This window comes from Pseudoalteromonas sp. QJM3NY_22 (assembly GCF_056173065.1).
The window spans coordinates 56,445-75,736 of the sequence record NZ_JBWBTZ010000002.1; the positions used below are offsets into that span (position 1 = coordinate 56,445).

The 19,292-nt window shown below is 37.7% G+C and carries 15 protein-coding genes and 2 pseudogenes; 4 read left to right on the top strand and 13 right to left on the bottom strand.

The window, feature by feature from the left end; all coding sequences use genetic code 11:
* Window positions 1-4: 4 nt before the first annotated feature.
* From AC0VZ4_RS20585 to AC0VZ4_RS20630, 10 genes and pseudogenes are all read right to left on the bottom strand, one after another.
* Complete coding sequence (locus tag AC0VZ4_RS20585; RefSeq protein ID WP_007377602.1) at window positions 5-757, bottom strand: DUF3450 domain-containing protein; 753 nt, start codon at window positions 755-757, stop codon at window positions 5-7.
* A 231-nt stretch (window positions 758-988) separates the two neighbouring features.
* Window positions 989-1,603, bottom strand: coding sequence for a DsbA family protein (locus AC0VZ4_RS20590; protein WP_475441989.1), 615 nt, complete (start codon window positions 1,601-1,603; stop codon window positions 989-991).
* Window positions 1,604-1,617: 14 nt separating this feature from the next.
* Window positions 1,618-2,700, bottom strand: a pseudogene (locus AC0VZ4_RS20595) (GGDEF domain-containing protein).
* 919 nt (window positions 2,701-3,619) lie between these two features.
* Window positions 3,620-4,873: a sugar MFS transporter gene (locus AC0VZ4_RS20600; RefSeq protein ID WP_475441990.1), complete on the bottom strand. Its 1,254-nt coding sequence runs from the start codon at window positions 4,871-4,873 to the stop codon at window positions 3,620-3,622.
* A 287-nt stretch (window positions 4,874-5,160) separates the two neighbouring features.
* Complete coding sequence (locus AC0VZ4_RS20605) at window positions 5,161-5,478, bottom strand: hypothetical protein (RefSeq protein ID WP_475441991.1); 318 nt, start codon at window positions 5,476-5,478, stop codon at window positions 5,161-5,163.
* A 13-nt stretch (window positions 5,479-5,491) separates the two neighbouring features.
* Window positions 5,492-6,931, bottom strand: a complete 1,440-nt coding sequence (gene tnpC, locus AC0VZ4_RS20610) for an IS66 family transposase (RefSeq protein ID WP_475439674.1) — start codon at window positions 6,929-6,931, stop codon at window positions 5,492-5,494.
* 104 nt (window positions 6,932-7,035) lie between these two features.
* Window positions 7,036-7,521: pseudogene (locus AC0VZ4_RS20615) on the bottom strand (type 2 periplasmic-binding domain-containing protein); the annotation flags it as partial.
* A gap of 454 nt (window positions 7,522-7,975) precedes the next feature.
* Complete coding sequence (locus AC0VZ4_RS20620) at window positions 7,976-8,488, bottom strand: RNA methyltransferase (RefSeq protein ID WP_337121024.1); 513 nt, start codon at window positions 8,486-8,488, stop codon at window positions 7,976-7,978.
* Window positions 8,488-9,000, bottom strand: a complete 513-nt coding sequence (locus AC0VZ4_RS20625) for a YcgN family cysteine cluster protein (protein ID WP_096794619.1) — start codon at window positions 8,998-9,000, stop codon at window positions 8,488-8,490. The genes AC0VZ4_RS20620 and AC0VZ4_RS20625 overlap by 1 nt, the downstream gene beginning before the upstream one ends.
* 97 nt (window positions 9,001-9,097) lie before the next feature.
* Window positions 9,098-10,939: a DUF885 domain-containing protein gene (locus tag AC0VZ4_RS20630; RefSeq protein WP_475441992.1), complete on the bottom strand. Its 1,842-nt coding sequence runs from the start codon at window positions 10,937-10,939 to the stop codon at window positions 9,098-9,100.
* A gap of 154 nt (window positions 10,940-11,093) precedes the next feature.
* Here AC0VZ4_RS20630 and AC0VZ4_RS20635 point away from each other — a divergent pair, with 154 nt between their 5' ends.
* From AC0VZ4_RS20635 to AC0VZ4_RS20645, 3 genes are all read left to right on the top strand, one after another.
* On the top strand, window positions 11,094-12,371 hold the full coding sequence (locus AC0VZ4_RS20635; RefSeq protein ID WP_475441993.1) for a Xaa-Pro dipeptidase: 1,278 nt from the start codon (window positions 11,094-11,096) through the stop codon (window positions 12,369-12,371).
* 319 nt (window positions 12,372-12,690) lie between these two features.
* The gene (locus AC0VZ4_RS20640) at window positions 12,691-15,108 is read left to right on the top strand and encodes a TonB-dependent receptor (protein WP_475441994.1); all 2,418 of its coding nucleotides are present in this window, start codon (window positions 12,691-12,693) and stop codon (window positions 15,106-15,108) included.
* Window positions 15,109-15,198: 90 nt separating this feature from the next.
* Complete coding sequence (locus AC0VZ4_RS20645; RefSeq protein WP_475439680.1) at window positions 15,199-15,960, top strand: IS5 family transposase; 762 nt, start codon at window positions 15,199-15,201, stop codon at window positions 15,958-15,960.
* A gap of 98 nt (window positions 15,961-16,058) precedes the next feature.
* On the opposite strand, the gene adhP is transcribed toward AC0VZ4_RS20645, so the two are convergent.
* Window positions 16,059-17,069, bottom strand: a complete 1,011-nt coding sequence (gene adhP, locus AC0VZ4_RS20650) for an alcohol dehydrogenase AdhP (protein ID WP_475441995.1) — start codon at window positions 17,067-17,069, stop codon at window positions 16,059-16,061.
* Between the two features lie 207 nt (window positions 17,070-17,276).
* On the opposite strand from adhP, the gene AC0VZ4_RS20655 reads away from it, so the two are divergent.
* Window positions 17,277-17,822 (top strand): GbsR/MarR family transcriptional regulator, encoded by a 546-nt coding sequence (locus tag AC0VZ4_RS20655; RefSeq protein WP_033015088.1) that lies wholly within the window; start codon window positions 17,277-17,279, stop codon window positions 17,820-17,822.
* Window positions 17,823-17,862: 40 nt separating this feature from the next.
* Here AC0VZ4_RS20655 and AC0VZ4_RS20660 read toward each other — a convergent pair whose 3' ends face one another.
* Window positions 17,863-18,879, bottom strand: coding sequence for a lytic murein transglycosylase (locus tag AC0VZ4_RS20660; RefSeq protein WP_475441996.1), 1,017 nt, complete (start codon window positions 18,877-18,879; stop codon window positions 17,863-17,865).
* Window positions 18,872-19,159, bottom strand: a complete 288-nt coding sequence (locus tag AC0VZ4_RS20665) for a YcgL domain-containing protein (RefSeq protein WP_008134235.1) — start codon at window positions 19,157-19,159, stop codon at window positions 18,872-18,874. Before AC0VZ4_RS20665 ends, AC0VZ4_RS20660 begins: the two co-directional genes overlap by 8 nt.
* Window positions 19,160-19,292: the final 133 nt, after the last annotated feature.

Consider the following 19,292-nt stretch of genomic DNA (forward strand, 5'->3'; position numbering starts at 1 on the left):
CCTCTTATTCTGCTGCATGTACTGGCAGAGTTAGCATATCTGGGGCAAGTTGTTTACGCGCTATGCGCAAACCTTTGTTAATTTGACTTATTGTCGAATCAGGCAGTGCTGCAAACGATTTCGTTTCTATATTCCAGCTACCTGCTTGTTTGCCATCACGTGTTAAGTAAATAAGCTCTAAACGGCCTATGCGTAAGAAATCAACTTCACGTTCTTTGCCACTAACTTCTAACAAAGCGGTGTACGCTTCAATTGTACGGCCGTAATCAACTTCTACTTGGTACGCTTCGAGAACACGACGAAACTTTTCGCTGGAAGTAATATCAGCACGATCCATCATCGTTTTTAAAGACGTTAAACGTTTTGCACGTTCATCTTGTAAAAATGGCACATCGAGTGATATAAATTGTTCAAGACCAGTGATCATGCGCATCATTAAAGGTGTTATTTGACGTTCAATAATCGAAACCTGATCCATTGATAAATTCAATGATTCCATTTCTTCGATTTGATTATTTAATTGCTTAGTTAGCTGAGAGTTGTAAACAGCTAAGCCGTCAATTTCTTTATTTAGGGTTTTAAATTGCTGTAAACGTCCCTGCATTGAATCTGCAATCTTGTCTATTTTTGTTTGTGATTGCGCAGCGGATATATTAATTTCACTGCTTTTATCAATAACCTTATTTAAATCGTTTGCCTGTACTGCTGCACTTGCGGCCACAATACCAGCTAAGATTAATGGTTTAACGCCTTTCATCGCATACACCTTCACTCGTTAATTAGCAGATTTGCTAGTTTATTTTTCAAGGCCAAAAACTTTGTTAGACAAATAGTTTATGGCTTGAGATTTCCAATGAGCAGAAGTTTATAGATAAAACATGACAGGGATGTTGCGCAAAAAAGTCTATTTTATGACAGTTGAAATAATTAAGACTTAAAAGGAAGGAGTGAGCATTTATTGAGCAAACACTCACAATAAAGAGATAAATTAATCTAACAGTTTAATAATTTGATTATACGTGTGGCGCCAGTCTTTATAATTAATCTCAATTGAATACAGCTTATCCCCACGAAGAAATACTAAAGATGGGAATCCATGAATAGGTAAACTCCGTGTATATTGTAATTCAACTTTGAGTTCATAATTAACTTCATCCGATAGTAAAGCGACGGTAAATTCATTTTTATTTAAACCTATTTGTTCAGCTAAACAAATTAAAACACTATCATCTGACGGGTTTTGTGCATTTAAATAATAAGCATGTTGAATTGCTTCAATCATTTCACTTTCTTTATTTTTTTTTCGTGCAATTAATGCAGCTCTACATGCTGGGTATGTTGAACGTCTTGGTTGGTTTTTCTTCCAAAAATCGAAATTAAATTGTGTGCCTAATTCGTTCTCTATTTTATGCCATATACTTTCAAGCCGGTCTTTCATATTTTGCGTCATTGCAGTTTGGCTATCAGGGGCTAAACCACCTACTTTATATTCAACCGTCAGTTTATTTCCAAGCTCAGCTTTTAATTTAAGCCAGGTGGGTGTGTAGCCCCAACACCAGCTGCACATTGGGTCATGGATATAAATAAGTTTACATTGGTTCATATTGATCCTTAATCTTATGTAGAAACAACCTTGTTACGACCAAGCGCTTTGGCCTTATAAAGATACTCATCAGCTTGTTTTAACAAGCTATTATAATCACCTACTTTATCAACTTGTACCACACCAATACTACAGGTAAGTAATATTTGTAGTTTATCTTCAGCTAATAACACTTGTGCTGCTACGTGTTCACGAAAGCTGTTAGCAATATCAACAGCATTCGCACTTGTTTCTTTTGGTAAAATAACAACAAACTCTTCACCGCCGTACCGTGCTTTTACTGCTGATGTAGGAAATTGTGATTCGAGTATTTTGGTAAATTCAATTAACACAATATCACCAAAATCATGGACGTACGTATCGTTAAGTCGTTTAAAATGATCTAAATCCAGTAATAATAATGAAAATGGAAGGTATTCATTCGGTCAACTATCAACAAGCTTTAAAAAATGAGAAGTAATAAAGCGTCTATTAGCAATCCCTGTAAGTTGATCGATATAAGCATCTTGTTTTTGTTCCAGTGTAATATCAGCAATTGCCATATGACTTCGATACCTAAAAAATTCACCAATAAATGAGAATATGTACACTAAGGTAAACGATGCTATAAATCGTGTTTTTTCAATATCACCATACACAACTTGACCGAAATTTGGACCATATAAAATGGCGATACAACACAGTAATAAAGTTAAACCTAGCCATGTGCCCAGTCTTACACCTAAAGAAGAAAAGGTAACAACAGGGTAAAACATGAGCCAATACAATGCAGTATTTTCCTTTCCTCCAGTATAAGTAAGGACAATACACAATATAAAAACAATACTCATACAAATTAATGCGACAGTTTCTAATTTCCCAGTTTTTATAAAGTAAAACATACTACAAATAATGGTTACATTAACTGCAATTAATGCACTTGTTAATATTGGTGAGTAAACATCATAATTCAAAAAAATTAGAATGCTAATAACAACAATAGATATAGCAATCATAGTGAATAAAGAAAACGCTTGACGTTGTTTGTCAGAACTATAAACACTGTCAATGTTAATTAAGTTTAGCCAGCTTTGTTTGTTAGAAATTTTATTCACCATTATTTTATTGCTTTAATACTTTATGGGAGTTGTTAAATGCCTTGTATTTCAATAAGAATACGTTGACAAGGAGGGTTTTCACTCGTCATCATACTGGTATAAAGTAAAGCGAAAGCCACTTTTAATTTTTCTTCAACTTATTTATACGTATAGCCTATCAAAAATAAAACCGCTTCATCATTTAGTAAAAATAACTGACTAAATTTATTCACATACATGTAATTAATCGAATACGGCTAAAATACGAAAGCTTAAGTGCATAACGCTGCAATAGTCACCTTGCTATAAAGTTCAGGCTTAGCGGACATAAATGCATTATTCTTATATTCGTTAGCCAGTTAATTTTAGCAAAATTTAGAAAGTTTTCTTACTTAATAACCCCTGTAAGCTGCGATTTCATTAAAAATAAGAGTAAAGGACTAACTGACAGAACGTGGATTTTCTGTGTGATGAGTTAAACATAAAATTGGAACGTTCCACAAAGTAACGGTTTGATTAGTAATTGAATACGTATTCAATCACTAAAAACATTGTGCATTAAGGGAAGAATGTACGTTAACTAAATAAGGCTTAATCATTACCGAGGAGTATTTATTATGGTCGGCTTATTTTCAGGCAGACCTATGTGGTGTCGTTATTTCCCGTAAATAACCGAGAATACAGTGTAAAGCAGCGCGGTAATTAAATTTACTTGTTAGAGCAACTTTCGAATTGTAAAAGTTAGTAAGCCCTAACAAAATCTTCAATCGCCTTTTATAAAGGCAACAAGCTGAGCTAGTTTACTTGTACCAATCTGTATAGGTATTTGGACAACTTAACAAATTAAATTACCTCATATCTAAGCAGATTGGTATTATTTAAACCAAATATGATAAAGCTTAAACTTATGAAATTAAAAAGATTAAGTACAACGGCTCAATCACCATTTTTTCGCTAGTTTAACTACGTTCAAACCGTACCAAGCAATAAATACATAACACAACATTGGGACAAAGAAACTAGTTTGTATATTAACCGTGTCAGCAAAGTACCCTTGTATCAGAGGGATCAACGCGCCACCGACAATTGCAAGACACAACCAACCAGATCCTTTACTCGTTAATGAGCCTAATCGTTCTATTGCAACAGAAAAGATGGTTGGAAACATAATAGAATTAAATAAACCAACTGCTAATACTGAATATAATGCAACGTCGCCGTCGCTAAATATTGTTATCAATAATAAAACAATGACACTGCATGCATTAAAAGCAATAGCTTTAGATGGTGCAATTTTTTGTAAAAGTGCAGAACCAATAAAGCGGCCGACCATAGCACCTCCCCAGTAATAACTAATGAGTTTAGCTGCTGAGTGTTCTTCAAGACCTGCAATATGTGCCTCGCCAAAGTAATTAACTAAGAAGCTTCCTATAGCAACCTCTCCTCCTACATAACAAAATATAGCTAACACACCCATTGTTAAATGAGGCGCTTGAGTTAATGAGCGAGTTTGAGTTTGTTGATCGTTATTGTCTTTATGCGCTTCTATTTCTGGTAATTTAATAAAGGCAAAAATAATAGCAATTGACAACAGAGCTGCTGCTAGCAGTAAATAAGGAATTTTCACTGATTCTGCAGAACCTGCTGAAACAGCAAGGCTACCTGCAGCGCCAAAAAACAATAACCCACCAACATAAGGACCAACGGTGGTACCTAATGCATTAAGTGCTTGTGCTAAGTTTAAGCGCGACGATGCTGTTTTTTCAGGACCAAGAGCGGCCACATAAGGGTTTGCAGATACCTGTAAAACTGTAATACCTGAAGCAAGGACAAATAGCGCACTTAAAAAAAGCCAATATTCATGCACAACCACAGCAGGATAAAATAACATGCACCCAATCGATGCCACAACTAAGCCTGTTAAAATACCTTTTTTATAGCCTAGTTGTTTAACTAAAATTCCAGCGGGTAACGATACAATAAAATAAGCACCAAAAAAGCAAAATTGCACAAGCATTGCTTCAAAGTAGCTTAAATCAAATACGCTCTTTAAGCGGGGTATTAGTACATCATTTAATACCGTTATAAAACCCCATAAAAAAAATAGGGTTGTCATTGCAGTCAGCGGAAACAGATAATTTTTCTTTTGCTGTTCGTTGACCGAAAATGATTGTTTTGTATTTATTTCACTCACGTCGTTTTCACTCCATTAACAAATTAAAAACGATTTTACATGTTTATTTGTAAATAATACGCCACCTAATAGGAACGTTCCACTACAGCATCTATTGTTACTAACCTAAACTCTGGTTAAGAGATTTACTAACGTATTGAATCATGAATAAATTTATTTTCTCTAACCGGAGATTTTCAGTGGAAACAAGGCGAATTTACGCGTCAATAGCTGACCTATTGCAGTAACCCAACGCATTTAGCGCTGAAAATAGCTGCTCGAGATAGATTTATCAGAGTTCAGGTTAACTAGTATCCACACTCAGAATTAAGGCTATCAATTAAACGTTGAGTTTCGCCGCTATTATTAAATTTATATAATCCCTTATTAATATCCTTCAAAACACCAAGCCAATTATGACTCAATTTACTTATTGCAAAATACAGAGGGTTATTTTGTAGTGGAATACTTTCTTCTTCGATTGAATTTAATAAAAATTGTTTTTGTGAATGACTTAACGATGAGTATTGAACTGAAAACTTTAACACTGTCGGATCGCCAATAATTAAATCAACTCTTTTCGCCACTAATAGCTGAACAAGCTGTAAGTCATCAACTGAATGCATTATTTGAAAGTAACTATTCAGCCACATTTTCAATAAATATATCAGGTAACTGATTTTTGAAGAGTAATTCAAGGGCTAGGCTTGCTGATACATGCTGTTTTCTGCAAGTCGAGAGGTAGCTTCTGATTAAACAAAACATCTCTGCACCTTGCATGCTTCTGAAGCACCCAGATATCTTTTGATGAACCTTGGTCATCCTAATATCATTCTCACCTTGGTTGTTGCTAAAAGGCACCGCTGTTTCCGTCATGAACCGTAAGACATCATCTTGATAATCTCTTAACCGCTCTAACAACGCTCTAGACTTTGTTCGTTTCAATCTGCCTCGCTGGCCTTTTACTCGGCTGTTTCTATCCGGTGGAGGGCATTTAATGTCACCTTGAGCCAATATTTGTTGATATTTCTCTATATAGTGAGCTTTTGTGTCTGCATCTAGCTCGGGGTTATCTATTTGATGTTTATTGATTTCAGTCAGTAGGGTTTGCAAATCCTTTGCCCATTGCATACCGTCTTGCTCCCATGCCCTTTCTAACTCTCGGATATGATGTGCATTACACAAGGCATGTTGGCACTGTGTATATTGATAATACGGTTTCCAGTGGTCGTGGCATAGTACCCCAGTAAAGTGAGGTAAAATATCGGCGTCATCCATCGCTATTTTCCCTCTTTTCTCATGCGGGTAAAAATACGTCCACCACGTCGTTGATGCACCATGAAGCCATCGTCGTTTACCACCTATATTAATCCCCGTTTCATCAACGTGTAAGGCTTGATAAGTCGTTTTCAGGGCTTTCTTGAGCGCGGCTTCTGCGCCGGAGGACTTTACCAAGGCCGCTGCTTGTTCATTAAAGTTAAATAAACTACCCGCACTGATTGGAATACCGAGTTGATCACAAAAATATTCTTCAATGCGGTTGTAAGGGAGTAATTGATATTGGGATAGGTAAACTGCATGGGCTTTTACACCAACCCCATATTGAATAGGACTGTTAACGTCTTCTGGAAATTCACCAATAAAACGCTTACCTTGCTCATTTTCCAGAATTTGTGCTTGGTATTCAGTGACCACTTTCCTGATATCTATATCGACAACCTGTCGTTTTTGAAAGCCAATTTCACGGTAGTGACCTTTCGGTAAAAAATCACGTTCAACTAGGATGATTTTGATCTCATCAGGCGTCTGTGTTTGGGTTAGTGTTTTACCTGCACGGCCTTTTTGACCACCCGCTGACTTGGCTGATTTCTCTTTGTTTTGTTTTTTTCGGTTGATGTCTTTTGATGGCGGGATACTGCTATTGTTACTGTTAAGTCCTAATTTACTTGCTAACATAACAACGACAACCAGAATGAGTTCAATAGACATCTTCAGCGCAGGCGTGAGAGTTTTACCTTCTTGTAATTGAGCTTTGGTTTTCTCAACGATTTCGTCGATGTTGATGCTGTTTAAATTCATTGAAGCTAGGGCTATTAGGTCATAGCCCTAGCTTGGCATACTGGCGGGATCGGTCAATAGTTAAAAAAGATCCTTTGAAAATAATTTACCATGGTGAATAGTTACATTTGAAATTCATTATTGTCCATCATTGCATCAAACTCAGGCGTATTTTGATAGCCACGGACCACACCAATCCGTTGACCTTTGAGTGATTTCAAATTGCCAGAAAAGCGGTCAGCCTCATGCTTTCTTTTTAGAAACGCAATTTCGCCATCTTTAAATGAATTTGATAAACCTAATAAGTCGCTGCGAGTTTTTCCTAATACATAATCAGAAGGTGCTGTGTCTTCAATAAAATATTCAGGCATTAAAATATCTGCTTTGCCTAACTCAACATTTCTTACCGCTCGTGCCCAAGGTAAAAATTCAATATGGACGCTATAACCTTGACTATTAAGTAGTGAAACTGCAAATTGGTACACCCACCCTTTATTGCATAATTTATCACCAATGTACGGGGGCCAATCTAATGTCGCAATATGAAGCGTTTGTTTACTGTTATTTGCTTTATAGAGCGTCCCTGATTTATAAGGTTCACCGTGCAGCATAATATTATTACCGCTACTTTGATAAGTAATCGGTATTTCAGCAGCCGTCTCCGCAGTAAAGATCAAAAGGAGAATAAACAAAAATCGCATGGCATACCTATTAAAAAAATAGTATTAATAGCAATAAGTGTAGGAGAAAATTTAGCCTTGTGTATTTATATTCTCTTTAATTAGCCTAATTAAAAAGTTAATAATGTTAAACACGACTTTACTTAATACTTACCAGCTTACTTAAATCATCGAAGCCAACTTCTACGCAAGTGAGAGCAAGCAAGTGTAATTCGTTTACTCTATGTCCAAATCTTTTAAGCACAAATATATTAACTACGGCATACTGAATTAGGGTTATCATTTTTAAATAGGCAAAATAAACACCAACCTATTTAGATGCGGAAAGCTTAATAAATCATTAAATTCAATAACTTATAATTATTTACATAAGAAAAAAGATGAACTAAGATTTCACCCATTTCATTTTATTGTTGGTATCACGTGAGCTTATAATTGTTGTATCGCTGCTCTCAACACCACCTAATTTAGCTAAGCGGTCGTACAAAACCACATTACAAGTAGCCGCTAGGTTCATACAGCCAATAGTTGGAATATACACAACTTCATCACACCACTTTAGAACGTCTTTTGATACAGAGCCATCTTCGGGGCCAAATACATAAAATGCATTTTCAGGGTGTTTAAACTCAGGTAAAGGTGTTGCACCTTCAATAAGCTCAATAACAACAACGGTAGCGCCCTCTGGTTTTACCGTCTCTAAACTGTCGGTTTCAGTTAAAGGGATACGTTCAACCACATTTTTTGTATCTGTATGAAATTTTTTAGCATTTAAGTAACGATTGCCTGTAAAAAAAACTTGTTTAGCATCGTAACAACCTGCTGCACGCAATACACCGCCAACATTAGTCGGGCTTTTAGGATTGATTAAACCAATTACGGCTTGTTGCTTACTCATTAATCTACGTCCTTTGTTGGCCATTCTGCAATGTACAAATCAAAGTCATCGAGCTTAACATCACAATCTTTAACTGTTTTGTCTTTTACAGAAATACCTAACTCATGCATACTCGTTTTATCGCCATTATTTAATAACGGGTGCCAAGAAGCCAAACCACGACCTTCGTGTAAACGACGGTAACTGCAGCTTTGTGGCATAAAAAAGATGTCTTTAAGGTTTTCTTTTGTGAGTTTTACACAAGAAGGAACAAGCGTTTGGCGGTTTTCGTACTCGCTACAACCACAGGTGTTGTTATCAAGATACTGACATACAATATTAGTAAATATTAATTGCTCACCTTCGCGTAACTGATCGGTGGCGGTAAATTCGTCTTCATCTTCGCTATCAATAAACGTATTTAAACAACATTTTCCGCATCCATCACAAATGGCTTCCCATTCGTTTTGACTCATGTCGCTTAAGCTTTTTTTAAGCCAAAATTGTGTATTTGCTAATTGTTGATCAAACATAGTTTACTCGTGCCCCCTAAAGAGCGCGCATTCTAACGTATTGCTGTAAATGGCGCAAAGTCAATACCCTTTCAAAGTACAGGCTTTGCGCTACAAATTAGCTTTGAGATTTAACCCAACGCTTAATTTTTTCCTCTAATATTGGCATTGGCAATGCGCCATCAATTAATATTTGCGTGTGGAACGCTTTAATATCAAGTTTATTGCCGAGTTGTTTTTTAGAAAAATCACGTAATTCTTGAATTTTAAATTGCCCTAACTTGTAAGAAAGCGCTTGTCCTGGCCATGCAATATATCGCTCAACCTCTGCAATTACATCGCTCTTTGCCATAGACGAATTTGTAAGCATGTAATCTATTCCCTGCTGACGCGTCCATCCTTTTGCATGAAAACCGGTATCAAGCACTAAACGCATTGCACGTAATTGCTCATCCGATAAACGCCCGTACCACATATAAGGGTCGGTAAATAAGCCTAGCTCTTTACCTAAGCTTTCTGCGTAAAGCGCCCAACCTTCTGCAAACACAGTGTAACCACCAAATTTACGAAAATCAGGTAAGCCCTCTATTTCTTGCTGAAGTGCTATTTGAAAGTGATGACCTGGGGCTGCTTCGTGAATCGATAAAGTTTCGAGTAAAAATTTAGGCTGCGCTTTTAAGTTATAAGCATTGATATAAAAAATACCAGGGCGAGAGCCATCAGGTGCCGGAGATGCATATGATGCACCTGCTGCCGACTGTGCTCTGTATGCTTCAACAGCTTTTACAACGTAAGGGGCTTTGGGTGCTATGTTAAAAAGCAGAGGCAAACGCGCGTCTATTTTTTTCTTAACGTTTTCATATGCCGCAATTAACTCCTCGGGCGTGTCGTAGTAAAATTCATCTGAATCACGTAAATGATCAAAAAATTCAGATAGTTCACCTTTAAAGCCTACGGTTTCTTTTACTTTTTTCATTTCGCTTAAAATGCGCGACACTTCACTTAAACCAATGTCATGAATTTCATCTGCAGATAAGCTAAGCGTTGTGTTTTTCTTAATTTGGTATTCGTACCACGCCTTACCGTTTGGTAAATCACTGTAACCTACGCTTTCTCGACTATTAGGAATATACTGATTAGCTAAAAAGTCACTCATGCTTTTATAAGCCGGTACTAAGTGCTGCATAATCAATTGACGATACTGCGCTGTAATTTTTTGCTTTTGCTGTGCGCTAAACGATTCTGGTAATTTTTTAATTGGTCCCCAAAACAATGAATCTTCGGCATTTTTAACTACATGAGCTGCAAATTGTGGCTGCAATTTTTCAGCAAGTGGTTTTGGTAACGTAATACCTAGTTTAATGCCTTGCGCCATTGAGCGCTCTACACTGGCAAGCCACTTTACAAAACCTTCGCTACGCGAGATAAAAGCCGTGTAATCTTCAACGGTATTAAACGGCTGAGCACTTTGGCCTGAACCAAAACCTGCAAAGGTGTTATGCGCACCCGCCATTTGGTTAATTGGTAGTAAATAATCAGGGAACTGCATACCTTCTAATTTAAGAGCGAGGTCGCGCTCTAATATTTCAAAACTTAAAAGCGACTGCCCTGTTAACTGTGCTTTATCAATAAAGTTTAAGCGCTGTTGATATTTTTTATAAAAAGCCGCTTTCTTTGCTCTATTTTCTTTTGAAATCACAGGCGTAAATTGATCGTTAAACTCATTACGACCATTGTACGTTGCTCTGATGGGGCTATATGTGAGCGATTCATCGTAATACTGTGCAACAAGTACATCGAGTTGTTGCTCTGCCGAAAGCTCTGAAACAATACCTGCCGATGCGTTAACTCTGTTTGGCTGCGCACTGGTATTAGTGCTTGTACTAAACCCAGTATTCATACAGCCACTTAAAGCAAACATAACGCCGCTGGCAACTAATGCTAATTTAATTGATTTCATGATAATCCTTTTTAATATCGTTTTTTAATTATGCGCATTAAACCGTGCTTAATAAAGAAATTACGATAGATTGCATTCATCGTATTAAATTTGCACTTTTATCTGAACTTGTTACATTTCTATTAATTCAAATATGATTTAAAAGAAAAATAAAATGAAAAAACAACTACTCAGCACCTCTATTGCCTTACTTTGCTTAACCACTTTTAATACCTATGCAGTTACATACCTATCAGCTAAAGCCATGGTTGATGTTGAAGATGGCAAGCTCATTAAATCCCCCTTAATTACTATTGATGATGGCGTGATCACTAATATTGAACAAAATAAAAAACCAACGCTTACTAAAGATGATAAACATATTCAACTACCTGATTTAACCCTTATGCCAGGTTTAATGGATATGCATGTGCATTTAACGAGCGATCCTACGGTTCCACGCAGTGAACGTTTAGGCCAGTCAGTTCCTAGAATGGCGATTAAAGCGGCTCATTTTGCCAAAAAAACCTTAGAAGCTGGATTTACAACAGTACGTAATGTTGGCGCAGAAGGTTACAGCGTTATAGCCGTGCGTGACGGCATAAATGCGGGTGACATAGTTGGCCCTCGTATTTGGGCTGCAGGCCCATCACTCGGAATTACTGGCGGGCACTGTGATAACAACCGATTACCTCCTGAGCTTAAATATACTTCAAGTGGCGTCGCAGACGGTCCATGGGCTGCGCGTATAAAAGTACGCGAAAACATTAAATACGGGGCAAACGCTATTAAGTTTTGCGCCACAGGTGGAGTATTTTCAAAAGGGACTAAAGTAGGTGCACAGCAATATTCTTTTGAAGAAATGAAAGCCATTGTTGATGAAGCACATATGCGAGATTTACCAGTTGCAGCCCATGCACACGGTACAAGCGGGATTAAAACAGCCATTAAAGCAGGTGTTGATAGCGTAGAGCACGCCAGCTTTTTAGATGACGAGGCCATAGCGCTTGCCAAAAAGCACGGTACTTGGCTTTCTATGGATATTTATAATACCGAATACACGCTAACTTATGGCGAGCAAAACGGCGTAGACGAAGAAAACCTAAATAAAGAGCGCCAAGTGTCTAAAAGGCAGCGTGATAGTTTTAGCCGTGCTGTAAAAGCGGGTGTGAAAATGGTGTTCGGTACTGATGCAGCAATTTACCCGCACGGAGATAATGCAAAACAGTTTAGCCGCATGGTTGAGTTTGGCATGACAGAGCTGCAAGCAATCCAAGCATCAACGATTAATAGCGCGAAACTATTAAAAGTGGATGATCAGTTAGGACAAATTAAAGCAGGCTTTGCCGCAGATATAATTGCCGTTAAAGGCAATCCATTAACAAACATATCCCTTTTAGAGCAAATCCCTTTTGTTATGAAAGCAGGTGTTGTGTATAGAGCTAAAAAATAATACCGAGCTTTGGGTAAAGCCGCTATTTTCAGCGCTAACTGTGTTGAACTTACTTACCATAGGCCACAAAACCTAATAAAAGGCTGAATAATTAAAACTCAGCCTTAATTATTTTTTAACATATACATTTTCTATTTTACCAAACTGCTCCCAAACTAAATGTTAACAAATTTGCATTAATGTTTATAAAAAATCACTTAAAGCTCAAATATAAAGCAATCAACTCTATTAAATAAAAATTATTGAATTTTTTATTCACTTTAAAAACAATAACCATTATCATTCGCGCAAATAGTTAAATGCGAATAATTATCACCCCATGAAAAAATTTAAATACTCACTACTTACTCTTGCATGCTTAAATGCACAGGCAGCTATTGCAGTTACCACAGCGGAAGAAGACATTGAACGTATAAGCGTATACGAAAAACAAAACCGCGTGGTTATGAGTTCAGAACTTGCGACTAAGTCAGACATGTCTTTAATGCAAACACCCGCACCGGTTGTTGTTATTGACCGTGAATTAATTGAATCTCAAGGTGTAGATAGCCTTCAAGATTTAGTAAGGAACGTAAGTGGCTTAACGCAGGCTGGCAATAACTATGGTATTGGTGATAATTTAGTAATTCGTGGTTTAGACGCAAACTACACCTACGATGGCATGTACGGTGGCGCAGGTTTAGGCAATACATTTAATCCTACTCGTTCACTTACAAATGTTGAATCTGTTGAGGTTTTAAAAGGCCCTGCAACCGGTTTATATGGCATTGGCAGTGCGGGTGGTGTAATTAACCTAATTGAAAAAAAACCAGAGTTTGAAGAAAAACACAAAGTAGCGGCTGAGCTTGGCCAGTGGGATAGCTATTCATTATCATTTGATAGCACTAACGCTATAACAGATGATTTAGCTTATCGTGTAATGGCTAAAACAGCGTCAAGTGACGGCTTTCGTGATTTAAAAGAAGATCGCGACGAAATTTATACCTCACTTAAATACGTGCTTAATGACAGACAAAACATCATGCTTTCTGCAGCCTATATAAAAGATGAAATAGCGGTTGATTCTATTGGTCACCCTATTCGTATTTACAATGCAGAAACTGCAAACGGCTTAAGCGCGGGTGAAGTAACTGGTGCCGATTTAGTAAACGATCCGACAGGAAGCGGCGTACAGTTAAGTGATGCACAACGCGACCAACTTGCTAATTCACTATCGGCATCTGATGGTTTAACACCTTACAGCTTTGGCACAAATGGTATAATTTCGCCAATGGCAGATGCTAATGAAGGTGAAGAACTGCGTTTTAAATTAACGCATAACTATTACATTACTGACGATTTGTTTTTAAACCAGCAGCTACAGTACCGCAACTACACATCAAGTTTTGCACGCCAAACCGGTGCTTATAACTACGTTTATTCAACGCGCAGTAGCATTATTAATAATGACCCTCGTGCACCTTTAGTTGAAGACGGCGTACTTTACCCGTTTGCAGCACGCCGCCAAGAATACCGCCAAGTAGAAGCCGATGAAAAATCATGGCAGTACTTTTTAGATTTACGCTATGACTTTATGCTAGGCGACGTAGATAACGAACTACTTGTTAACGCAAACTACGAAGATAGAGATATTCGTTTTAAACAATTCTCAATATGGGATCAAGATTACGTACTCACAAACAATGATGGTGATGTAACGTACCAAGGTTCATTACCATATATTTACGATATCAGAGAACCAAATTGGCCATCGGGTAGCTTTGATGATTACGATCCGCTTAAAACAAGCAATTATAATAAAAAAGTACAAGCATGGGGTTTAGGCATTCAACATGTAGGTTATCTAACTGAAGAGCTTACAACACGCATTGGCGTGGCATATAACCGGATTGAGCAAACTTACGAGCACTTTGGTGTAGATGAGCGCTATAGCGCAAGCCGTGCAGAACCAACACCCGAAGCAAGTACGTCAGATTCTGGCTTAACGTATAATCTTGGTGCGACTTATCAGCCATCTGAAGATTTATCTGTATTTGTAAATCATTCAAAAGGCCGTACAGCGTATAGTGTATTAGGCTCTGTGGCGGGTAATGAAGCTGACCGAGAAGACTCAGAGTCTATAAGTAACGACTTAGGCTTTAGATTTAAAGCATTTGATGACCAACTACTGGCTTCTGTTGTTGTATTTGAAAGCTCTCGTACTAATTTAGAATACGCAAACCCGCTTTATGACGCTGTAACATCAAGCTCAAATGTACCTGAAAGCTATTATGATGGTAAAGAGCAAACAAAAGGTATTGAGCTTGATTTAAACGCTTACTTGAACGATAAATGGAAAGTAAACGTAAACGGTATTTATCAAGATGCCCGTGACAAAAGTAATCCTAACAGCAGCAGTTACGACACACGCCAAAAAGGTGTGCCTTACGTAACAGCAAGTACGTGGGTAACCTACTACGCAGATATGTTTAACTTACCTAAAGCAGTAAATATAAGTGGTGGTATTACGTTTGTAGATAACAGAAGTACTAATTCAAGTTCGTTCTCTATTCCTGATGGTTATGTAACAAGCTACACGATTTACGATACAGCAGTATCGTACACCACAGATAAATGGCATATGCAGTTAAACTTAAATAATTTGTTCAATAAAAAGTATTACTCAAAAGCAATGTTTTTAGGTGGTATGCCAGGGGAAGAGCGTAATGCAAAACTAAGTTTTAGTTACACACTATAACTAGGGCGTGTTGATCTTTGCGGTATAAAAAACAAACAGCATAAGGATAAGGTATAATTGAATTCGCTAAAAAACATTACACGAACCCTCATGCCAAGATTAATGTTAACAGACGCGACATGGAATGTCTTATCAAAAGTAATGCACTTAAGTGGTCGAATTTATAATAAGCCTGAGCATAGAAAAACGCTCGAAGGCATACTCTATAGGATGCGTACCGGTATTCCTTGGCGAGATTTACCGTCTTATTTCGGCTCGTGGAGTGCTATTTATAGACGATTTAATTTATGGTCCAAAAAAGATATTTTGAATGAATTATTTCGAGTGTTATCCCACTATGCTGATATGGATTGGATCTTTATTGATGGCAGTATTGTCAGGGCTCACCAGCATAGTTGCGGTGCAAGAACCGCTGACAATGAATCAATCGGTAAGAGTCGAGGTGGTAATTCGACTAAAATTCATCTTGCAGTAGATAGCGGAGGATTGCCTGTTTATTATGAATTATCCTGTGGAAATACGCATGATATCGTCCATGCAGAGTCACTTGTAGCCAATTGCCCAACGAGTAATGTTGTTGTCGCAGATAAAGGCTACGATAGTGAAAAACTAAGAGAGTTTATTCGTGACAATAGCGCTACACCCGTTATTCCACGCAAGGATAACAGTTTAGTGGGTAATGAAGATATTGACTGGTGCATGTACAAATATAGGCACTTAGTTGAGAATGCCTTTGGTCGGATCAAACAATATAGAGGGATAGCCACACGGTATGAAAAGCTTGAGCGGAATTATCATTCCATGCTCGCTTTAGCATTCACTATGATGTGGCTACCAATATGGGCTGATTAATATATATACTACAAAGATCAACAGCCCCTAGTTAAATACTTAAAAAGCACGGTTTTTTAGAAACCGTGCTTTTTTGTTTGATGAGCGTTTAATTTAAGTTAGATAGTAACCACTATGCGACCGTTAATTTCACCTTTGAGCATATCGTCAAAAATTTCGTTAATGTCCTCTAAGCGCTTTTCTTCAATAATTGCTTTTACTTTACCTTGAGCAGCAAATTCTAAACATTCTTGCAAATCTTTACGTGTACCAACAATAGAGCCCACTACTGACACGCCATTGAGCACTGTATCAAAAATAGGAAGTGGCATATCCTCTGGAGGTAATCCCACTAATACACATTTACCGCCACGGCGTACACTTTTATAAGCTTGTTCAAACCCTGCTTTAGAGACCGCAGTACACACAACACCATGCGCGCCACCTACTTGTTCGAAAATAGCTTCACTCGGAACCACGTCTTTAAAATCGAGTGTTATATCTGCGCCAAGCTCTTTAGCAAGCGCGAGTTTTTCTTTGCCTGTATCAACAGCTATTACATTCAAACCCATTGCTTTGGCGTATTGAACCGCTAGGTGCCCAAGACCACCGACGCCAACAATAGCAACCCACTGCCTTGGTTTAGCACCGGATACTTTTAATGCTTTATAGGTTGTAACGCCTGCACAAAATAATGGAGCCGCCTCAGAAAATCCTAACCCCTCTGGTATTTTTACAACGTAATCGCCATGGGCCAAGCAATACTCTGCATAACTACCATCAATAGAATAACCAGTATTGTGCTGCGATAAACACAGTGTTTCTTTACCATCTAAACAAAACTCACAATGCCCACATGCACTATATAACCAAGGAATACCCACTCTATCGCCAACTTTAAGGTGTTTTATGTTACTGCCTAGCTTTTCAATAACACCAACCCCTTCATGCCCTGGTACTAGTGGCATTTTGGGTTTTACAGGCCAATCACCATGACAGGCATGTAAATCAGTATGGCAAACACCACAGACTGCTATTTTTACTAGTACATCGTTAGTTCCAACCTCAGGAATTGGCAGGTCAGTAATTTCTAATTTACCTTTATATTCATTATTTATTGCAGCTTTCATAATCATTCCATCGTATGTAAGAAGTCGTAAGTTAAAAAAAGTATTTTCGTCAGGTTATTTAAATAACATAACCTAATATAGGCGGATACAAGTTAATCTAAATCAAACTTTAGTAGCGAAAAACAAATTTTACACTGCGTAAGATCTTGCTATCCATAATGAGCGTGCTAGCATTTACTTTCTGAAATTACTGAAAGTTACTAAGCTATGAGTTTATCCGAAAAAAATTTTGCCTTTGTAATGCATTGTGGTGAGATGGGCAGCCGATGGGGATTCAATCGTACCATCGGACAAATGTGTGGTTTGTTGATTATTACTAAAAACCCAATGACAGCTAATGAGATTGCAGATGCGCTTAGTATTTCTCGTGGTAATGTAAGTATGGGCATTAAAGAGCTGCAATCGTGGCAGTTAATTAAGGTGCAACATATACCTGGAGATCGAAAAGAATACTACGCCCCTGCAGGTGAGATTTGGGATATGGCTAATCGTGTTTTCGAAGAACGAAAAAAACGAGAAATAGAGCCAACGCTTACGCTTCTACGCGATAACTTATTAGACGAAGCCAGTAATGACGATGAACTTTACGCGCAAAAACAAATGGGGGAAATTCACAACCTACTTGAAACCGTCACTAAATGGTCATCAGAGCTGCAACGTTTAACGCCAGAGCAACTTAATAAACTGATGAAGCTAGGTTCTGGAATTGGTAAAGTTATTGACCTAAAAGATAAGATATTCAAAAAAGAATAAAGCCGCAATTGCGGCTTTATTTATAGGTATATTTCAAAAATTAGATTTTTGGATAACCAATTCTATCCGACAAGTAACCTACGCTAGTAGCAAAGTAATACGAGCGATTCCAATGCATAAACACTTTGTAGTTATCGTAGGCTAAATACATACGACCATTTATGTCATCAGGCATAACCAGCGCAGCACGTACGTCTACATTAGGTAAATCAGAACCATCAGCTTTACGAACACCCAGTGCTTGCCAATCAGCTAATGAGCGCTCTGAGTCGTTCCAATATTCTAACCACTTCTTGCGTGTTTTTGTTCCACGAACTAAAACAAATTTACTATCAAAATTTTCAGGTAACTGAACTTGGCGACCCCAAGTAAGTGAGTCATTCCAACCCTCTTGCTTTAAATAATTAGCGATTGAAGCAAATGCATCTTCCTTTGTAGTCCAAATATCTTTACGACCATCGTTATTGTAATCAACCGCGTAAGCATTAAAAGAGGTAGGCATAAATTGCGTTTGCCCCATTGCGCCTGCCCATGAGCCTTTAAATTTATCAAGCGTTATATGACCTGATTTTAAAATATCCAGTGCAGCCCAAAGCTGGCGTTTATAAAGTGCTTCTCGGCGTCCATCAAAAGCAAGCGTCACTAATGATGAAATAACGTTATGACCACCTTGTATAGTGCCAAAGTTACTTTCAAGTCCCCAAAGCGCGACTATAAAGCGTGCTTGTACGCCAAACTCTTTCGCTACTTTTTCAAGTACCTCTTTGTTTTCTGCGTAAAGCTTACGTGCACGGTCAATTTTCCATTGTGGTACACGTTTTGGTAAATACGTTTCAAGGGTTTCTTTTACTTCTGGCTGGTTTTTGTCAGCCGAAACCACTTTTTCTTTATACGTTGCTGTTGCAAACGCATCGTCAATAAGTTTGGCCTCATAACCTTTTGCAATAGCTTCTTGCTTTAAATTAGCTAAATAATCTTGAAAATCAGCCTGAGTTTTTGCAATCACAGGTGAGTTTAAACATACACCACATAATATAACGATAAGTTTTTTAATCACTATCGACTCCATTGTCTTTTCGTAATTGGCTTAGCAAATTTTGCTCAGGTGGTGGAATTTGTAAGTAGTAGCCTTTATCAGGGTTTGATAACGCTGCTTTTACAGTTTCTAAATCTGCCCCACCTAAATGCTCACGTTTTGCTAAATTGATGATCATCACATAAACAGGTTGACCAAACATAGTCATCAAAGGTTCCGGAACTTTACTAAAATCATCTCTTTTTTCAACAAATAAGAACGTATCCGCTTTTTTCTTACTTTTATATACTGCAGTGAGCATTATGGCCCTATAAATTCTTGCTTAACAATGCCGCACACTATAACATGAGAGTAATAATAAGTTAGAAAAATTAGATTAGAAATTTCATTAAAGGCCTTATTCAGCCTATGTTTATCTAAGATTAATTTCTGAT